This window comes from Brachyspira sp. (assembly GCF_050873525.1).
Classification (GTDB): Bacteria; Spirochaetota; Brachyspiria; order Brachyspirales; family Brachyspiraceae; genus Brachyspira.
Genome location: NZ_JBNMIZ010000024.1, coordinates 1 through 19393, shown reverse-complemented (window position 1 = coordinate 19393; position 19393 = coordinate 1). Strand labels below are relative to the sequence as shown.

General features: G+C 30.3%; 21 protein-coding genes and 1 tRNA gene. 6 read left to right on the top strand and 16 right to left on the bottom strand.

Going from position 1 to position 19393, the window contains the following annotated elements:
• Positions 1-1566 (bottom strand): efflux RND transporter permease subunit (locus tag ACR0QS_RS03250; protein WP_432632019.1); only part of this gene is annotated, 1566 nt, incomplete at its 3' end.
• Positions 1567-1590: 24 nt separating this feature from the next.
• Complete coding sequence (locus ACR0QS_RS03245) at positions 1591-1791, bottom strand: hypothetical protein (protein WP_432632018.1); 201 nt, start codon at positions 1789-1791, stop codon at positions 1591-1593.
• Between the two features lie 128 nt (positions 1792-1919).
• Here ACR0QS_RS03245 and ACR0QS_RS03240 point away from each other — a divergent pair, with 128 nt between their 5' ends.
• Together ACR0QS_RS03240 and ACR0QS_RS03235 are read left to right on the top strand one after the other, a co-directional pair.
• Positions 1920-2663, top strand: coding sequence for a PilZ domain-containing protein (locus ACR0QS_RS03240; RefSeq protein WP_432632017.1), 744 nt, complete (start codon positions 1920-1922; stop codon positions 2661-2663).
• Positions 2664-2731: 68 nt separating this feature from the next.
• On the top strand, positions 2732-3316 hold the full coding sequence (locus tag ACR0QS_RS03235; RefSeq protein WP_432632016.1) for a 5-formyltetrahydrofolate cyclo-ligase: 585 nt from the start codon (positions 2732-2734) through the stop codon (positions 3314-3316).
• On the opposite strand, the gene ACR0QS_RS03230 is transcribed toward ACR0QS_RS03235, so the two are convergent.
• The gene (locus ACR0QS_RS03230) at positions 3313-3846 is read right to left on the bottom strand and encodes a chemotaxis protein CheW (protein WP_432632015.1); all 534 of its coding nucleotides are present in this window, start codon (positions 3844-3846) and stop codon (positions 3313-3315) included. The genes ACR0QS_RS03235 and ACR0QS_RS03230 overlap by 4 nt on opposite strands.
• Before the next feature lie 102 nt (positions 3847-3948).
• A tRNA-Ala gene (locus ACR0QS_RS03225) sits at positions 3949-4022 on the bottom strand.
• Between the two features lie 117 nt (positions 4023-4139).
• On the opposite strand from ACR0QS_RS03225, the gene ACR0QS_RS03220 reads away from it, so the two are divergent.
• Positions 4140-5243 (top strand): iron-containing alcohol dehydrogenase family protein, encoded by a 1104-nt coding sequence (locus tag ACR0QS_RS03220; protein ID WP_432632014.1) that lies wholly within the window; start codon positions 4140-4142, stop codon positions 5241-5243.
• A gap of 74 nt (positions 5244-5317) precedes the next feature.
• Here ACR0QS_RS03220 and ACR0QS_RS03215 read toward each other — a convergent pair whose 3' ends face one another.
• The 8 genes from ACR0QS_RS03215 to ACR0QS_RS03180 form a co-directional block, all read right to left on the bottom strand.
• A complete protein-coding gene (locus ACR0QS_RS03215) occupies positions 5318-6187 on the bottom strand; it encodes a hypothetical protein (RefSeq protein WP_432632013.1) in 870 nt (289 codons plus the stop codon).
• Positions 6188-6266: 79 nt separating this feature from the next.
• On the bottom strand, positions 6267-7184 hold the full coding sequence (locus ACR0QS_RS03210; RefSeq protein WP_432632012.1) for a sigma-70 family RNA polymerase sigma factor: 918 nt from the start codon (positions 7182-7184) through the stop codon (positions 6267-6269).
• A gap of 127 nt (positions 7185-7311) precedes the next feature.
• Entirely contained in the window at positions 7312-7797 is a 486-nt protein-coding gene (locus ACR0QS_RS03205; protein ID WP_432632011.1) for a peptidylprolyl isomerase, read from the bottom strand.
• A 14-nt stretch (positions 7798-7811) separates the two neighbouring features.
• Positions 7812-8387, bottom strand: coding sequence for a peptidylprolyl isomerase (locus ACR0QS_RS03200; RefSeq protein ID WP_432632010.1), 576 nt, complete (start codon positions 8385-8387; stop codon positions 7812-7814).
• A gap of 36 nt (positions 8388-8423) precedes the next feature.
• On the bottom strand, positions 8424-9176 hold the full coding sequence (locus ACR0QS_RS03195) for a LysM peptidoglycan-binding domain-containing protein (protein WP_432632009.1): 753 nt from the start codon (positions 9174-9176) through the stop codon (positions 8424-8426).
• 32 nt (positions 9177-9208) lie between these two features.
• Entirely contained in the window at positions 9209-9796 is a 588-nt protein-coding gene (locus ACR0QS_RS03190) for a hypothetical protein (RefSeq protein ID WP_432632008.1), read from the bottom strand.
• A gap of 115 nt (positions 9797-9911) precedes the next feature.
• The gene (locus ACR0QS_RS03185) at positions 9912-11030 is read right to left on the bottom strand and encodes a LysM peptidoglycan-binding domain-containing protein (protein WP_432632007.1); all 1119 of its coding nucleotides are present in this window, start codon (positions 11028-11030) and stop codon (positions 9912-9914) included.
• Positions 11031-11066: 36 nt separating this feature from the next.
• Positions 11067-11678 carry a hypothetical protein gene (locus ACR0QS_RS03180; protein ID WP_432632006.1) on the bottom strand — a complete coding sequence of 204 codons (612 nt, stop codon included), beginning with the start codon at positions 11676-11678 and terminating at the stop codon, positions 11067-11069.
• Between the two features lie 144 nt (positions 11679-11822).
• Between ACR0QS_RS03180 and ACR0QS_RS03175 the strand changes: the two genes are divergently transcribed.
• The 3 genes from ACR0QS_RS03175 (at position 11823) to ACR0QS_RS03165 (ending at position 16965) form a co-directional block, all read left to right on the top strand.
• Positions 11823-14744, top strand: a complete 2922-nt coding sequence (locus tag ACR0QS_RS03175; protein ID WP_432632005.1) for a DEAD/DEAH box helicase family protein — start codon at positions 11823-11825, stop codon at positions 14742-14744.
• Positions 14741-16573 (top strand): site-specific DNA-methyltransferase, encoded by a 1833-nt coding sequence (locus tag ACR0QS_RS03170; RefSeq protein ID WP_432632004.1) that lies wholly within the window; start codon positions 14741-14743, stop codon positions 16571-16573. Before ACR0QS_RS03175 ends, ACR0QS_RS03170 begins: the two co-directional genes overlap by 4 nt.
• 65 nt (positions 16574-16638) lie before the next feature.
• Complete coding sequence (locus ACR0QS_RS03165) at positions 16639-16965, top strand: hypothetical protein (RefSeq protein ID WP_432632003.1); 327 nt, start codon at positions 16639-16641, stop codon at positions 16963-16965.
• Between the two features lie 28 nt (positions 16966-16993).
• On the opposite strand, the gene ACR0QS_RS03160 is transcribed toward ACR0QS_RS03165, so the two are convergent.
• From ACR0QS_RS03160 to ACR0QS_RS03145, 4 genes are all read right to left on the bottom strand, one after another.
• Positions 16994-17302: a helix-turn-helix domain-containing protein gene (locus ACR0QS_RS03160; protein WP_432632002.1), complete on the bottom strand. Its 309-nt coding sequence runs from the start codon at positions 17300-17302 to the stop codon at positions 16994-16996.
• Positions 17303-17353: 51 nt separating this feature from the next.
• Positions 17354-17644 (bottom strand): type II toxin-antitoxin system HicB family antitoxin, encoded by a 291-nt coding sequence (locus ACR0QS_RS03155; protein ID WP_432632001.1) that lies wholly within the window; start codon positions 17642-17644, stop codon positions 17354-17356.
• Positions 17645-17661: 17 nt separating this feature from the next.
• Entirely contained in the window at positions 17662-17850 is a 189-nt protein-coding gene (locus ACR0QS_RS03150) for a type II toxin-antitoxin system HicA family toxin (protein ID WP_432632000.1), read from the bottom strand.
• Between the two features lie 70 nt (positions 17851-17920).
• Positions 17921-19156, bottom strand: coding sequence for an HsdM family class I SAM-dependent methyltransferase (locus ACR0QS_RS03145; protein WP_432631999.1), 1236 nt, complete (start codon positions 19154-19156; stop codon positions 17921-17923).
• Positions 19157-19393 lie beyond the last annotated feature (237 nt).

Below are 19393 nucleotides of genomic sequence, written 5' to 3'. Positions count from 1 at the left end.
TTTATTTTTATTATTTTTATTATTTTCGCTTTCCAAAGAAATTAATCTTGAAGCGAGTAAAGGAACTATAGTTATCGCAACAAATAAAGAAGTTAAAAGCGATATTGAAACCGTCAAACATAAATCGTTAAACATCTGCCCTATCTGTCCTTTGACGAATAAAAAAGGCAAAAATACGCATACGCTCGTTAAAGTGGAAGCGGTTATTGCAAGAGAAACTTCGCTCGAACCTAAAATTGCCGATTTGAAATTTTGTTTTATTTTATAATATTTATAATATTTTTGATTTTTATTTGAAATAGATAAATTATTTTCTTTTTTTAATTTTGACGAATAATAAAAAATATTTTCCAAAACCACGATGGAATTATCAACCATCATTCCTACTCCTAATACCAAACCAGAAAGCGAAATTATATTTATAGTTATATCGAAAAAATACATTAATATAAAAGTCGTTATTACGGAAATTGGAATCGATATTCCTATTATTGATACGCTTTTTATATCCCATAAATAAATCATAAGAACTATTATTGAAAATAAAGCTCCCTGCCAAATCGCGTTTGCCACATTTTTAATTGAATTTTTTATCGTCTCTGAACTGTCGAACAATATTTTATAATAAACTCCGCTCGGCAAATTAATGTTTTTAAGTTTATTTTCAATATCTCTCGCTATTTTTATTATATTTCCGTCCGACTCTTTAGTTATCGCCACAGTTAAAGCTTTATTTCCGTTTATGCGAACAATTTCGGCTTCGTTATCAAACGATTTATAAACATGCGCAATATCTCTCACTCTCACGGGAAAAATATTGTCTTTTACGACTACTACAACATCCTCTATATCTTTTATGTCTTTAAACTCTCCCGTAGCTCTTATTCCGTATTTATAAACTCCTTCGTAAGTTTCGCCACAGAAAATATTTTTATTATCGTTTTCAATCGCTTTAATTATATCGTTTATATTGATTGAATAAGCGTTTAATCTATTTAAATCCGCGTCTACGCAAACTGTTCTTTTTAGTCCGCCGCGAATTTCCGTCTGCCCTACTCCGTCTATTTGATTTAACCCTGTCAATATTTTATCGTCAACCAAATCGTATAAATATCCTAAATTATCCGAACCGAAAAAAGCTATTTCCATTATTGGCGTAGAATCCGATGAAAATTTAGAAATATTAGGATTATCCGCGTCGTCAGGCAAATCGTTTCTAATCATGTCAATCGCTTCTCTTATATCGTCCGCGGCAGTTCTTAAATCCGTTCCCCAGTTAAATTCTATTTCAACATTCGATTCCGATTCTTTGGATTTTGATTTTATAGTTTTGACATTATTAACCGAAGATACGACTCCCTCTATAGTTCGAGTTATTGATTTTTCTACTTCTTCGGGACCAGCGTTATGATATTTAGTTTTTACGCTTATAATAGGAATTTCCATATCTGGCAAATAATTAACTTCCAATTTGGATGCGCTTACAAAACCTATAATAAATAACGCGAATATAATTACTACTACGGCGGTAGGCTTTCTTATTATAAGAGCTACAAATTTTTGCATGATTTATAAATTAAATTATTTTCATTATTCTTTTTTATCTTTTTTATTTTTATCGTATAAATTTTTTATTAGCAATACCAAAACGACTATTATTAATATTTTTATTATTATATTCAATATACCGTCAAAATGAATACGCGGCGGTTTACGAGCGATATGATAAAACCCTGGAGAACAAGAAAATAAAAATAACGAAGAAAAAATAATTGAAAATATTTTTGACATAGTATAATCCTTTAATTTTTGTTTATATAATTAGACGAATAATTAATAAAAAAGTTCCTTTATGCTCTTGAATAAATATATAAATATGTTATATTAATAGATATATATTTTATTTAAGGAGTAAAAAAATGGAGAGAATCAAAGGAGTATTAATAGAAAACGAGCCTTCTATATTAACGAAGTATAAGAATCCGTTGCGAGAGTCGTTCGATATAACCGTGTTTAACGATACCAATTCGTCTTTGGCTTATATCATAGAAAATAATTTAAGTATTTATTTCTATGTCGTAAGAACCACAAAAAACAACGAAGACAGCGTAAAATTTTTCGCCGACAAAATAAAAGAGATAAATCCTCAAATAAAATTAGTAATTATAGAATCCGAAAACGGCGCAGACGACGAAAAAAAATACGATAACGCCTTAATATTTCCAAAACAAATCGACATCTCTCATATAGTTTCAAGCATCAAACAGTATATAGAAAATATAGGCGAAGGAAAAAGAAGACAATATTCGAGAGTCAACTGGCCCTTGCATGTTATAATAAGTTATAAAGATAAAAGCAAAAATTCAATAGACAGAAATATTTTATCTATTAGCGGAAACGGAGCTTATATAAGTTCCGACACAAGCATTCCCGATAAAGGCGATATGCTCGGTTTGACAATCTCTTTTAAGGATTTCAAATTATTTACGGAAGCGAAAGTCGTATGGGTAAACGATGACAATAAAAAACCAGATTTGCCTAAAGGTTTTGCCGTTCAATTTATAGATATTGGACCAGCTTCTCAAAAAATTATAGACCAAATAATAAGAGATAAATTATTGCAGGAAATATTGATAGAATATAAAGAAGAAAATTTTTCTTAAATATTTATTTCATTGATTAAAAATTAAGATTGAAAATGATTAAAAATGAAAAATAAAGATTGGAACGAATGCCCGAAACTATAATAAAAGAAAAAAATAAAATAAGAACTCTATTCAAAAGCATAAGAAGTAATTTAAATTCCGATTTTGTAGAAAAGAAAAGCGCTATAATTTATAAAAAATTTTTGAAAATAGTAAATCTAAAAAAATTCGATTCCATTTGCGTATATATAGATTTCAATAACGAAGTTTCCACAAAAAATATAATCAATTACGCGATAAAGAATAATATAAAGGTTTCGATTCCTTATATTGTGGACGAACATAAAATGAAATTAAAATATATAAAAGACTACGAAAAAGATATAAATCGAAATACGAAATTCGGAAACGGCGAACCTTTCGATTATTGCAAAGATTCTTCTATAAAAGAAATTTCTATGTTTATAATTCCCGCTTTGGCTTTTGACGAATATTGCAACAGACTCGGATTCGGAAAAGGATATTACGATAATATTTTGAAATTAAATAAAAAAGCTTTGAGAATCGGTTTGGCTTACGATTATCAGATTCTTCCAAATCTCCCAAAAAATAATAACGATGAAATATTGGATATAATAATAAGCGAAAATAAAGTAATAAAAGCGGATTAATCTTCTGTTTCTTCTTCATCGCTTGCGCTGTCGTCTTCTTCGTTTGTAAATAATTTGTCTAAATCCAAAACGACAAGTAATTTATCTTCCATTTTTCCAACGCCTTTTATATATCTCTGCCCTATTCCTTGAAGCATAGACGGAGGAGGCTGAATATCCGAATTCGGCATTGAAACAACTTTTGAAACTGAATCAATCATTATTCCCATATCTACATCTTCTATTTTTGCAATTATGATTCCAGTATTTTTATCGCCTTCGGATTCTTCCAAATTGAATCTCTTTTTCAAATCTATAATCGGAATAATATTTCCTCTCAAATTTATCACGCCTTCCACAAAGTAAGGAGCGTTTGGTATAAGCGTAATTTTTTCCATTTTGATTATTTCTTTAGCCTGCATAATATCTATAGCGTATTCTCCGCTTCCAAGTCTAAAAGTAACCAAATTGGTAGTTCCTTCGTCAATTTCTTCATCTTCTAAATCTTCTCTTTCGATAGGTTCTATAGGCTCTCGTTCTAAATCCGCCATAATGCCTCCGATTATTTTTATTTATCTATTAAAATTATCGTTTATTATATGAATATTATCGGAAATACACGATTATATATTTATTCAATTATAATATTTAGCTGGAGATGATGGGGTTCGAACCCACGACCCTCACGCTGCCAGCGTGATGCTCTCCCAAACTGAGCTACATCCCCGCCACAATTTAAAATTATTCTATTATAATTTATCTTTAAAGTCAACGACTAAAATTTATTTTGACAATTTATATAAAATAAAATATAATTACGAAACTAAAATTTGGAGATAATTTAATGAATGTTAATAATTTATTTTTGCCGAACTATTCAATAGGAACTGACGCGTATAAAAATATTGAAGAAATATGCTCGAACTACGGTAAAAAGGCAGTTATTATTGGCGGAGAAAAATCTATTTCCGTATCAAAAGACGGCATTATAAAAAATGCAGGAAATATAAAAATAAACGGAATATTGCATTATGGAGGAGTCGCAAGCTACGAAAATGTCGATATTCTAAAAAATAAAAACGAAGTTAAAGAAGCCGATATAATATTTGCCGTAGGAGGAGGAAAATCTCTCGATACTTCAAAAACTTTAGCCGATTTGATAAATAAACCTATATTCGCTTTTCCCACTCTTGCATCGAATTGCGCTTCTGTCACGAGTTTATCGGTTATGTATAACGCGGACGGTTTTTTTAAAAATTTATTTCATCAAAAAAGACCTCCAATTCACACTTTTATAGATTCTAATATAATATTAAATTCGCCCGAAAGATATTTTATAGCTGGAATGGGAGACGCTGCGTCCAAACAATACGAAACGGAATTTTCAATAAGAAACGAAGATTTGGATTATAATAATTTTCTTGGATATCAAATCATAAAAAACTGCTCAAACGATATTATTAAATATGCCGTTAAATCTTTAAATGATTTTAGAAATAAAAAATCAAGCGATATATTAAATAGAATAATTCTACATATAATATATACCACTGGTTTAACTTCGGTTACCATGAAAGACGATTATCATATATCTCTCGCTCATGCTATGTATAACGGATTAACTAAAATTAAATCGGTATCGGAAAAATTATTTCATGGAGAGATAGTAGCTTACGGAACATTACTGCTTCTTACTTTAGACAATAAAAATGACGATATAAATAAAGTTTTTAATTTCAATAAATCTTTAGGTTTGCCGACTTCTATAAAAGATATAGGCATAATAAATGGAAAAGAAGATATAAGTTTTAATAATAAAGAATTAAATTCTGCTTTGGAAGGAGCTATTGCAGCAAAAGATTTGAATGTAAGTCCATACAAAATCGATAAAGATATGATTTTAAAAGCTATAATAGATTTGGAAAATTATAACGATTCAAAAATATAAATGATTTAATAAATAAAAGCCCCAATATTTTTATATCGGGACTTTTACAATATTTGTCATTATAAAAAATATTATTATCTTAAAGTTATTATATAATTCCATCTTGGTAAAGGATATCTTCCCGTTTTTCCAACGCTTCTGCCGTTTGCATCCGTAATTTCAGCTTCTGCGTATAATATATATCTGCCTCTTGGCAAATAATTAGCGCCCGAAGTTGATGAAGTTCTTCCCGCAAAATAGAATTGAGTTTGAGTCTGCCCGTCTATAACATATATTTTTGGCAAAGAAAATATTAAATCTCTACTTAAAATATTATAGTTATCGTCTATTCTTCTTGCGTAAACTCTTATTCTCGCGAATCTTCCCTGCGGAGGAGTTTTTATAGCCAATGTGATTAATAAAGGATTATTTCTCGATGCCGTAAATCTGTCGTTATAATTTATGATAAAAGAGCTTATTCTAACATTTTGATTTTGAGGATTTACCGTTTCCGTTGCAGGCGCTATGGAAGTATTGTCGTAAACATAAGGCGAATCCGTTTTTGGGAAAGTATTAACTTTAGGTTTTGCGGGGCGAATATCTGGAATATTATTAGTATTCACTTCGTATATTCCGTTATCATCCAATGGAATAAAAGAATTCGTTTCGATAATATTAGTAATAGCGTTCGTGTCGGATAAAGTTATCGTATTATTTGTGGATAAAAAATCTTTCTCTTCTTTTGTTAAATTCTCTCCAAATATATCGTCCAAATCCGTAGCTTCTTCGGAAATATCGTTATTAAAATTATTGCTGTCAATTCCGTTAGTCGATTCAAAATTTAAAAAAGAAATATTTTTACTATTAAGAACGCTTCTTGTGATAAGAAATCCCGCAACCAATACAACGATAAGTATTAAAATTATTATAACGGGTTTTAATTTCGCTTTGATTTCGTTTGGCATATTTACATCCTATTTTTGAATTTGTTTATTATATTTTATTAATTAATCGGATAAATAAAAAATTATTTTATCAAAAATTTTAATCTCGTAAAAAATTTTCAAGTTCTTTCGACAAATCAATATCGGATAATTTTTTTAACGCCTTTATCTGTATCTGACGAACTCTCTCCCGAGTAATATTCAATTCTTTTCCCGTATCTTCCAAAGTTTTAGGCTCTTTTCCGTATAAACCGAATCTTAAAATAATTATCTTTCTTTCTTTTTCGTTAAGTAATTTAAGCGCTTCGGTAATCGTTTCTTTCAAACTTTCTCTAAACGCTCTTTGATGAGGATAAGGAGATTTTTTATCTTCTATATACTGATTAATATTTATATTTTCTGAATCCCTATAAAAAGCGTCTATACTCGACATATCCTGATTAAACATCATTACCGAATCCAATGTTTTTCTGTCTATTTTCATTTCTTTTGCAATCTCTTCGGTAGTCGGTTCTCTATTTAATTTTTGAGCCAGATATTTAGACACTTGAATATTTTTTTTGATTAATCTCGTTATATGCATTGGAAAACGAATCATATATTTTTTGCTCGTTATTTCTTTCATTATGCTTTGCTTTATCCACCATACTCCGTAAGTTGAAAATTTGAATCCTTTTCTATATTCGAATCTTTTAACCGCTTCTATGAGTCCTATATTTCCCTCGTCTATTATGTCTATAAAAGGAATTCCGCTGTTAAAATATTTTTTTGCCACGCTGACTACGAGTCTGAGATTTGATTTTACCAATTTATTTTGAATCGAATCAATTTCTTTATCGAGCGAAAAAATTCTTTCATCGTCTTCTTCCAAAGTTTCCCGCTCCTCTCTGCATGCTTCGAGTCGCTGCCATAAATCCAATTCTTCTTCTTTTGAAAGCCTGCGAATCTCTCCTATCTTCTTTAAGTATGAGGCTACGGGACCTTCGTATTCTTTGCTGTCAATATTTTTTTTATACAATTATTTTACCCAAACTAATAAATAAAATCTCTATATATATAATAATAAATTTTGATAAATTTTCAAGCAATTTTTAATTTTGTTAGTTTATTAGAATAAATAAAAATAAAAATATTTTGAGCGATTATTAAATTTCTTTCACATATACTTTATTCATTTTAGCGGGTTTTATCGGATTATCATTATGGTCCCTCTGAAGCGCTACAATTTTATCTGCCGCGTCCATTCCGTTTACAACCTCGCCCCAAACTGTATATTGTCCGTCTAAAAAAGCGGAATCTGCAACGCAAATAAAGAACTGCGAACCAGCGCTATCTTTATGCTGACTTCTTGCCATAGAACAAATTCCTCTTTTATGCGAAACATCGTTAAACTCCGCTGGAATATTAAAATCTGGACCGCCCGTTCCATGCAAAGCCCGATTAAATTGTTTGCTTAAAGGGTCGCCTCCTTGAATCATAAAATTCGGTATTACTCTATGGAAAAGCGTTCCGTCATAAAATCCTTCGTTTGCTAATTTTTTAATCGCTTCCACATGCTTTGGCGCTTTATCGGGGAAAAATTTTATTTCTATCGTTCCAAAATCCGTTTCTATAAATAAATGCTCGCTCATAAATCACTCTAAAATTAATTAACCGTTTTCACATAAACTCTATTCATTTTTGCAGGTTCTAAGGGATTATCGTTTCTATCTCTTTTTAAATTAACTATTTTATCAACCGCATCCATTCCGCTTACAACTTCGCCCCAAACCGTATATTGTCCATCTAAAAAAGTGGAATCCGCAACGCAAATAAAGAATTGCGAGCCAGCGCTATTTATACTTTGACTCCTCGCCATAGAACAAATTCCTCTTTTATGCGAAATATCGTTAAACTCCGCGGGAATGACAAAATTCGGTCCGCCCGTTCCATGCAAAGCTCGATTCGGCTGTTTGCTTAAAGGGTCTCCTCCTTGAATCATAAAGCCCGGAATAACTCGATGAAAAAGCGTTCCGTTATAAAAGCCTTCGTTTGCCAATTTTTTAATCGCTTCCACATGTTTTGGCGCTTTATCGGGGAAAAAAGTTATTTCTATCGTTCCAAAATCCGTTTCTATAAATAAATGTTCGTTTGAAGTTCTTGGCTTTTGAGCAATAAGAACGGTAGTAAAAACCGCTATCGACAAAACCGCAATCAAAATTATTTTTAATTTTTTTATCATTATATTATCCTGCCTTAAATATTAATATTAATAAAATTACCTTTTTATATTTCCGTAAGTATTATTCGGATTATAAGTTCCTTCTCTCTGCTCTCCTTTTATACTCGGAATAGTTAATACTTGTCCTTTTCTTATAATATTAGGGTCTTTTATTTTATCTCTATTCGCTTCGTATATTTTTCTCCATAAATGTCCTTTTCCGTAAATGAAATCGTAAGAAGCTATACGCCATAAAGAATCGGTATTTTTAGTTCTTTCTACAACTCTATAATATTTTGGAAATGTTCCGCTGACTACAGTATTTTTACTTCCCGCAGAATCAAATTCCGATATTCCCATTAAATTAGCCAAAGATATTACATTTTTTGAATTTGTCAAAGAGTTTGAATAATCTTCCGCTTTCAAATATCTGTCCGCGTTAGTCAAAGACTGCAAAGCCTGATTATATATGTCGGATTTTGATTTATCGAAACCTCTTTCTCTAGCCCTTCTTAAAATCGCTTCCGCTTTAGCGTAGGATAAAGGAGCTAAATATTTATCCGAATGTTCCTGACTTTTTTTAGCAAATCCTATACTTCGTTCATAATCTCCTTCTTTATGCGCTTCTATAGCCAGTTCTTTATATCTTTGAGCCATTCTATAATCTTCGTTTACAGATTGCCCGTATTTTTCCGAAGCGATTATGCTTAAAGACGAAAACAACAGTAAAGAAAATAAAAAAGTCGCTGGTTTTCTAACTATTCCTATATATGATAAAGAAGAAATCAATAAAGATAATACTTTTTTCATTCAATTACTCCTGTTTTTATAAATTCTACAAATCAATAAGACTTTTCCAGCTCTTCAATTTCTTTAATCTTTTGTTCCGCTTCTTCTATATTTTTAGCGCTCTCGTCAAACATTCCTTTAGTCGAAGAATAAGCCTTATTATGCAAACTTTTCGCCTCTAAAAAATAATTAACCGCATCCTCGTAATTATTTTTATTTAAAGATTCCATTCCGTTGATATAATTTAATTCCGCAAGCTCATAATTATCTTTATCGATTTTATAAGCCTTTATATCTCTGGAAGATTCTCTTTCCAATTCTACTTCTTTTTTCAATACTTCGGCATATTTAGGAAGTCCATCGTTTAATGCGGTTTGATAAGAATCGGACGCCGTATTTAACAAAGTTCTCGCTTTTTTTGCCTCTTTAGTATTATTTTCATCTATAATTATTGAAGCCTCTGAAAAATTAGCTTCGGCTATATCAAATTGTTCTTTTGAATAATCTTTCAATTCATATTTAACGGCTTTTTCTCTCAAACTTGAAGTCGCTTCATATTCTTTCAATGGCATACTTCCGCCGCAAGACACTACAAAAACCAAAACAAAAATCAACTGAAAAATCAACAATCTTAATTTCATAATCGCTCCAATAATTATATAATTAATGCCATAATGATTAAATACCGTATTATATTATCGGCTATAAAAGAATAAAAATCAATATCCTATACATTTATTATGTTTACTAATAAAATTATTCTTTTATATCTTTTATATTTCCGTAAGTCTTATTAGATTTATAAGTTCCTTCTCGTTTTTCTCCTTTAAGACTCGGTATAGTCAAAATCTGCCCTTTTCTTATAATATCAGGGTTCTTTATTTTATCTTTATTCGCTTCGTAGATTTTTCTCCATAAATTTCCGTCTCCATAAATAAAATCGTAAGAAGCAATAAGCCATAAAGAATCTGTATTTTTAGTTCTTTCAACTACTATATAATATAGCGGAAATTCGCCCATAAATATTTCCGTTTCTTCGACAGTAGCAAAATCTTTTGAATCTCCTACTCCCATTAAATTAGCCAAAATTATTACATTTTTTGAATGCAACAAAGAATTTGAATAATCTTCCGCTTTCAAATATTCATCGGCATTAGTCAAAGACTGCGAAGCCTCGTTATACATATTTGATTTTGAAGTATCATAACCGTTTTCTTTAGCCTTATTTAAAGCCGCTTCAGCTTTAGCGTAAGATAACGGAGCTTCTAATCTATCCAATATTCCAACCGCAGAAGCCGCCGTTCTTGAAGCGTTAATATAATCTTCCTCACCCAAATATGAATAAGCGCCGTTTTGCAAATCTAAAATTTCTTTATCGTTATCGTCTCCGTTGGTTAAAATCGACTCGGATATTAAATATTCTCTTCTTAAATCTATTGAAATTAAATCAAATCCTAATTGAGATTTTAAAGAAGAATCTTGATATTTAGCTATAGTATTACTGTAATCCGTATCATTAGTGGCTGAATTAAATATATTATGAGCGGATTCCATATCTTCTACCGATAAACTATAAAGATTTGAAGTTTTTTCGTTCGTCTCTCCGCCAATTCCTTTGAATAAATTTAATTTTCTTTCGGCATCAATTTGGCTGTCTAAAACATAACCGTAAAGTCCGTATTTTGATATAAATCTGTCCGAATATTCTCTGCTCTTTTCGGCAAATTCTATACTCTGTTCATAATCTCCCGCTTCATGCGCTTCAATCGCCAATTCTCTATATTTTTTAGCCAAATCGTAATCTTCGTCTATTGACTGCCCATAGAGTCCCAAATATGATAAGGAAAAGATAAATAAAAATAATACTTTTTTCATTGCTAATTACTCCTGTTTGATAAATTTTAAATCTAATTAATTATTATTTTTAGAAGAAGAAGATTTTTCTAATTCTTCCATCTTTTTAATGTTTTCGTCCGCCGCTTTTATACTTTTAGAACTTTCGTCAAATATTCCTTTAGTGGAAAAATAAGCTTTATTATGAAACTTTTTCGCCTGTAAGAAATAATTAACCGCATCCTCATAATTATTAGAACCCAAAGCTTCAACGCCGTTAATATAATTCAATTCGGCAAGCTCATAACTTTCTTTGTCGATTTTATAAGCCTTTATATCTTTTGAATATTCTCTTTCCAAATCGATTTCTTCTTTTAAGATTTCGGCATATTTTGGAAGTCCTTCTTCCAATACGGTTTGATAAGAGTTTGACGCCGTAGTTAGCAAGCCCGCAAGTTTTTTAGCTTCTTTGCTATTATTTTCGTCTATAAGTATAACCGCTTCCGAAAAGTTTGATTCCGCTATTTCAAACTGCTCTTTTGAATAATCTTGCAATTCGTATTTAATAGCTTTTTCCCTCAAACTCGAAGCGTCCTTATATTCTTTTAACGGCATAGTATCGCCGCAAGACGCTATAAAACCCAAAACTAAAACGAAAATTAACCGAGAAATAAATAATTTTGATTTCATAATTACTCCAATAAATATATAGCTTGTTATATCGTAATGATTAATTATTATATTATTGATTATATTAAAGTCAATAGGTAAAAATTAAAGTATTGACAAATTTTAATAAGTGAATTAAATTCTAATTTTACTAAAGGTTATTAAATGATTTTTGAGAGACAGGATTATCAACAAGATTGCATAAACAATATAATTAATCTTTTGAAAGATTTTGATTTTAAAAAACACGATGCAAATAATCTTAAAGAAATTTTTTATACTTTTCAAAAAGAAAATCCGAACATTTTTAACTTTGCCTTAAGTGATAAACTGAATATAGATATTTTAATGGAAACTGGGACTGGAAAAACATTTACCTATCTAAATCTTATTTTTGAAATGAATAAAATTTATAAACAAAATAAATTTATTATATTCGTTCCGAGAAAAGCGATTTTGGAAACGGTTAAACAAAATATTAAACTTACGAAAGATTATTTTTTTAATCAATATAAAAAGCATCTTAAAACTTATACTTATACCGATAGCAAAAGTCTTGGAGCGATTATCAATCATTATATTAAAAATACGGAAGAATTAAGCGTTCTTATTCTTACAAATAGCGCTATGGATAAAAAGCTATCGATACTTAATAGAAACAGCGAAAGTTTATTTAATACAAAAAGCGTTTTTGAAAATATTGCCGAATTAAAACCGATTTCAATAATAGACGAACCGCATTTATTAAAGGGTGAGGCTTTCAATAAATATTTTAATAAAATCAACTCTCTTTATTTTCGTTTCGGAGCGACTTTCCCTAAAGAAAAAGACTTCGAGCTTTCAAATGTGGCATATTGTCTTGATTCTATAAGCGCGTTTAGAAATTATTTAGTCAAGCAGATAAGAGTGCATACGATAAGCGCCGACAATCAAAGTCCTTATCTTATTTCGACAAATATAAATACGATTAACGCGAGAGTAAAAGAAAAGTCCGCAACATTTTCTTATTTTGTCGCGGGAATAGAAAAACGAACCAATATTTTTATAGGCGAAGATTTGGGAAAACTGCATTCAAAATATAGAGGAATTTCTTTAAATAAAATTTCGCAAGATAAAGTTTATTTAAGCAACGGAGAGACTATAGAAAAACAAAAATCTTACAGACTTGAAAATAACGAAATTACAAATTTATTGAGCAAGGCAATCGATTTGCATTTTGAAAAAGAAGAAAAACTTTTTGAAGAAAATATTAAAGCTTTGAGTTTATTTTTTATTCCAAATATTGAAGATTTTAGAGGAGAGAAACCTTTTATTAAAGAAGAATTTGAAAGATTATATAAATTAAAAAGAGCGAAAATCTTAAAACAAAATTTAAGCGAAGAATATAGAGCTTATTTGCAAAAAGACTTCGATAAAGAAAATAATTTGAAAGTTCATCAGGGTTATTTTAGCGGAGATATTAAAAATAAAGAAGATAAAGAAGCGAGCGGAGTAAAAATAATTTTGGAAGAAAAGGAAAAACTTTTATCTTTTGAAACTCCTTTAAGATTTATATTCAGCGTTTGGGCATTGCAGGAAGGATGGGATAATCCTAATATTTTTACTCTCACAAAACTTGCAAACTCGAGTTCCGATACGAGCAGACATCAGCAAGTCGGACGCGGTTTGAGAATTTGCGTAAACGAAGACGGAAAAAGAATAAACCATAAATATTTGAATTATAACGACAATAATTTTTTTGATATAAATTATCTGGATATGATTATAAGCGGAGAAGAACGCGGATTTATCGAAGGACTGCAAAAAGAAATTATTGACGGAAGTTTTACTTTTGGCGGCGATATTTTGGATAGAGAAAGTTTAATAAAATTAGGATTCAATCAAAGAGAAGTCAACGGATTTACAATGACTCTGGAAGATTTGGGATTGGTTGAATTTGACGAAGATAACGACAATTATAAAATCGTCTCTTCTATTTACGATGGAATTATAGAAAATCAAAAGATAAAAGATTTGTTGAAAGATAAATTTGAAGAAGTATTGAAAATATTTAAAGAACCTTCCAATAAACATTCGCAAGTGATAAACTCGAACGAAAAGCGGGAAAAAATTAAAATAAGAACGAATTTGGCTAAAGAATTCAGGGAATTATGGCAAACTATAAATAAAAAAGCGATTATAACTTACAATAATATAAATAAAGAAAATCTTATAAACGAAATCGTCAAAAATTTTAATCGAACGAAAATTGAAAAAGAAACTATAATTTACGAGAAAAAAGTTTATGACGCGAAAAATAATAAAATAATCACGGAAGAAGTTAAATCTCTGGGAGTAAAAAATTATTCGCAAATATTTAAAATAGAAAAACTAATTTTGGATTTTTCAAAGGACGAAGGAATTCCGATAAAATTATTGATAGAAATTTACAATAAACTCGATAAACAAAATTTTATCAATTCGCCTAAAAAAGCTTTTGAAACTCTTAAATATATAATCAAAGAAGAGTTGCATAAAAATTTGCTTTTGTCGGTAAATTACGATTTTTCGGAAAATTCTTTTTCAAACTCTTCGTTTATAGAAAACGACATTTTATATTATAAGGATGGAACTCCTAAAGAAACGATAGAAAAACATAAACTGGGCAGATATATTAGCAAAGATAAATTTCCGAGCGAAAATTATCTTTACGAGAAAGCCGTTTGGGATTCTACAATCGAAGAAAAAGTGATTTTGGAAGAAAACAGAGAAGTCGGCGACAAAACTATAGAAGTATTTGCGAAACTTCCAAAATTTAAAATTCCTACTCCTTATAAAGAATACGAACCCGATTTTGCATATTTGCTTAAAAATAAAAATAATCAAAAAATATTTTTCGTCTGCGAAACCAAAGGCTATAATAGAGAAAGCGACATTCCTTCGGACGAACTTCAAAAGATTAATTACGCGAGAAGATTTTTTGAATGCCTTGAAAATAATCTTAAATCGAGCGGACAAAATATAAAAGTAATTTACAATACGAGAATAAATAAAGAAAGTTTATTCGAATCGATACAAAAAGCTATGAAAGAAGGAGACGGCAAATGATAGAAAAAAGTAAAGCGATAAAAAACGGCGTCAAAATTTTAGACAACTCGGCAAAAAACAAATTTTTTGAAAATCTAAAATCTAATTTTCCGCAAACGATTAAAGACGGCAAAGCGGATTTGAAAGCGATTTCTTTACTTTTGGGAATTGATAAAAAAGCTGACATTTCTGGTTATGAACTTACTTGGACGGGAAAAGGACTTTCTAACGCTATGTATAGTTTTCCTTGCAATAAAGAATTGAGACTGGATGAAATTTATTCTAATGTCATTACCAATAATGAAATAATGCAAGGGGTTTCCCAAAGGGACGCCTCGCCAAAGTCGGACAGTAGTCTCGGCGATGACAATGGAAAAAATACAGTCATTGCGAACGAAGTGAAGCAATCCAAAGAAATAGATTGCCACGCCGATAAATCGGCTCGCAATGACGATAAAAAAGATTGCTACGCAAAATCTCACAATGACAATCCGAAAAATATAATAATCCGCGGCGATAATCTTGACGCTCTTAAAATTCTAAAATCCGCATATAGCGAAAAAATTAAAATGATTTATATCGACCCGCCCTACAATACGGCAAACGATAATTTTATTTATCCCGACAATTTTAGAGAAGATTATAAAGCGATTTTGCGCGAAGTCGGACTGATTGAAATTGACGAAAACGGAGAGGAAATCGAAAGCGAAAACTTGCGATTTTTTAAGAATATTCAAAGCAGCAGAACTCATAGCGGCTGGCTCTCTTTTATGCTCCCGCGACTCAAACTTGCCCGCGACCTTCTTAAAGAGGATGGCGTAATTTTTATTAGCATTGACGACAACGAACAGGCGAATTTAAAGATTTTATGCGATGAAATTTTTGGGGAAGATAATTTTGTGGCTTCAATTCCACGATTAACTTCTGCACAGAGACCAGCTCAAGAAAAATATGTAGGTATAAATCACGATTATATTTTAATTTATTCTAAAGATAAATCATATAGTTTTCATTCTGTTATAAATAGAGATTTTAATAAAGAAATTTTTTGCGATAGTATAGGTAAATTTTTTAAAAATGATACAAGTCCAATTCTTGCTTCAGCCACTCAAGGATATTCAAGCGGTGGAGATTATGATGTCGAATTTAATGGAAAAATATTTAGCCCAATCGATTCAAATGGAAATCGTAGGCGTTGGCTTTGGACTAAAGAGAGGATGAAAAAAGCTATTGAGTTAGGAATAGTAGTTGAGACAAAAAATAGCTTAAGAGTTAGAAATTATATAAACAAGGAGTTTCAAGTTGGAACAAATGAAATGGTTGATAAAGACGAAAAATTATCAGCAACAAGTTTTGATTTAATGAAATCCGAATTTGTCAATGATAAAGGAACAGACGAAGTTAAAGAATTATCAATTCCTTTTTCTTTTCCAAAACCTATAAATTTAATAAAAATACTTTTGCAACTTTCAACTTCCACTAATAAAAATGAAAAAACAAACGGCGTTATAAAAGAAGAATTCCCAAAAGCGTTGAAAGTTGCAGAACCGACCGTCATTGCGAACGAAGTGCGGCAATCCAAAGAAATAGATTGCCACGCCGATAAATCGGCTCGCAATGACAATGGTAGCAATGACAATACGGAAGCCGACATAATCCTTGACTTTTTCGCGGGAAGCGGAACGACCGCGCAGGCGGTAATGGAATTAAACGAAGAAGACGGAGGAAATAGACAATTCATACTTGTGCAAATTGACGAAGAGATAAAAGAAGAAAAAGCAAGAGCGCTTATGATTTTTGTAAAAACGAACTTAAAAGCGATAATCCCGCAATTAGCGATATTACGATAGAAAGAGTAAAAAGAGCGTCAAAGAAAATAATTAAATCCAATGGCGCAGGCTTTAAGGTTTTTACTTTGTCGGATAAACCCGAAATTATAATGAACGAAGAAAAATCGCTCGAACTTATAAGTCAAAGAACATTAAACAATATGGATATAATAATAAATATGGCGCTAACGAACGGAAAAACTCTCGATAAAAAAATCGAAACTATTTTTGATGGGAAACTATATAAATGCGAAGATGCTTTTTATTTGATAGAATGCGATAAAGAGATTTTGCAATTTTTGACTAAAACACAAAACGAATATATTTTAATAGACGCTTACGGGGATATAGAATTGGAAGATTTTTTGAATTTGGGTGCGGGATTTAAAGAGAGGCTACGGGTGGTTTATTGAAAATTAAATTTTATTTTATATTTTTTAATTATACAAATTTAATAATTAGTTTTTTATTTAAGAATTTAGCCGCTTTTTCCAAAGTATCCAAAGTTACCGATTGATTATTTTCGTCTAATAATCTGTTAATTGCCGCTCTGCTCGTATGCATTCTGTTTGCTAATTCCTGTTTAGTTATCGCTTCTTCTTCCATTATCTCTTTTAATTGATAAACTATTAATTCTTTTGAAGATAAAGCCAAGCATTCTTCCAAAATTCCTTCTTCAGCCAAATACTCGATAAAATTAGAACCTATAGGATTTGTTTTTGTATTTATGTTTTTATTTACGCTTTTCATTATTATAACAGTATCATTTTTGATACATTTGTAAATATTGAAATAATTTTATTAATTCTTTTTAATCGGAAGAAGTTTTTCCAATTCTATTAATATTCTCACTTCAGGTTTACTGTCTTTATCTTCTTTAATAATTTTTTCAAGGGAAGAAGGTTTCGGTATTTTTTCTTTATCTTCAATCATTCCTTCTATATGCATTTGCAAGGCTATTTTTCCGTTTTTTATAGTTTCTTCCAAAGTTTTTCCCGCGCTTACGCATCCAGGGAAGTCGTAAAATAATATATTGTAGCCTGATTTTGATTTTACTATGTCCGAAATATAAGCGTAAACTTTTCCATTCATAATTAATTTTCCTTAATTTATAAATCTAATTTTGCTTGTATAAAAATACTTTTCAAAGTCTTTTTAGATAAATCATGGTTGCTATGATAGGGAACTGTAACTCTTCCTCTTTTTACGTGATGCTTAAATTGTAAATGTCCGTTTCCCGATTTTATCCTAATCCATCCGTCTTTTTCTAAAATTCTTATAATTTCCCTCGCTTTCATAAAAACTCTTATAAACTATCTAATATTCAAATTATATACAAATAATAATTATTGTCAATTTATAATTTTTTTAATCGACTTTTTTAATTGGAAGAAGTTTTTCCAATTCGGTTTTAGACACTTGAGTATTTCCGCTAATAAGTCTCATCACTTTTATATTAACTTCGTCCTGCAAAGCGTTTAAAATATCTTCCAAAGAATAATTGGGATTTGCATTTTTTAGAGGATAAATCACATTAACATGATTTTCGCAGACAAATTCTTTTTCGTCAACTATTGCCGATTTTATATTTATATCTTTTAATGAACCCGTTATTCTGTTTACGACAACTACCCTACTTCGCATTATCAAATTATTCGGAATATTTTTTATATATTGCGGTTTATTTTTTGAGTTTGGAATAATTATTTTTCCGCTTATAATATTCGAAGCCCAAATTAAAAGGATGGAATTATTTTTATCTTTAGTCAATTTTTCTTTATGCTCGTTCCAAACTATAGAACCCGTTTTTACTCCATAGCCGATTTCTTTCAGACAAACCGTATTTTTATAAGCGTCATTCAAAAATTTTTTATCTTCCGTAAAAATTGTAATTCCGTTTTTTTCAAAAATATATTTGCTCGATTTTTTTGAATTAGTTTTTTTTAGTATTATAAGCATGACTTTTTGATTAGCCGAATGAAAATTATCAGCTCCGTCAATTATATGCAAATATTCCAAGCTCGAATTTTTAATTATATATTCCCGCAGTTTTGAAAAATAAGCGCCGTTATTCATCGAAGGCGGAACTACATAAGCCAAATAACCGCCGTCTTTTAGCAATTCCAAACCGATTTTTATAAATAATGAAAAAATATTTAATCTTCCTTTGATTATGTCGGAATGTTTAGCTTTAAGTTTTTCGTTTAATTTGATTTCAAAATAAGGCGGATTTCCTATAACATAATCGTATTTATTTTTATTATCGTTTGCGTCAATATTCAAAGTGTCTATATTTTTTATATTGGAATTATTTTTAGAATTTTTTAGCAATTTTGAAGCGATATTAACTAAATTTTTATCGATTTCAAAACCGTTAAGATTTGGATTTTTAAAATATTTTTCGCATGAAAGCAAAAATTCTCCGCTTCCGCATGCTGGGTCGAGAATATCGGCGTTATCTTTTTTTGGCAATTTTGAAAGTAGCAATTCTCTTATAGATTTCGGAGTAAAATACTGCCCGAGATTTTTTCTTTTCTTCAAGTCGGCGTTATTCAAATAATCGATACTTTCTTTTGTATATTCTTCGGTTAAAATTTTCTTCATGAAAATTAAATATATTATAAATATAAACTCTGTCAATTATTTATTTTTTATATTATAATATATCTTCCGCAATTTGCGTGTCCGCGTGCGATGAGCGGGCACTTTTTTTGTCAAATATACACAGTAGCCGGCGTGTCGGGCAGACAGTTTTTTTCTCGATTCCCTACAATAATATATAAGCGGCTTTGATTCGCCGATTTTCGCGCAGGTGTTTACCGCATTTTGAAACGCGATTTG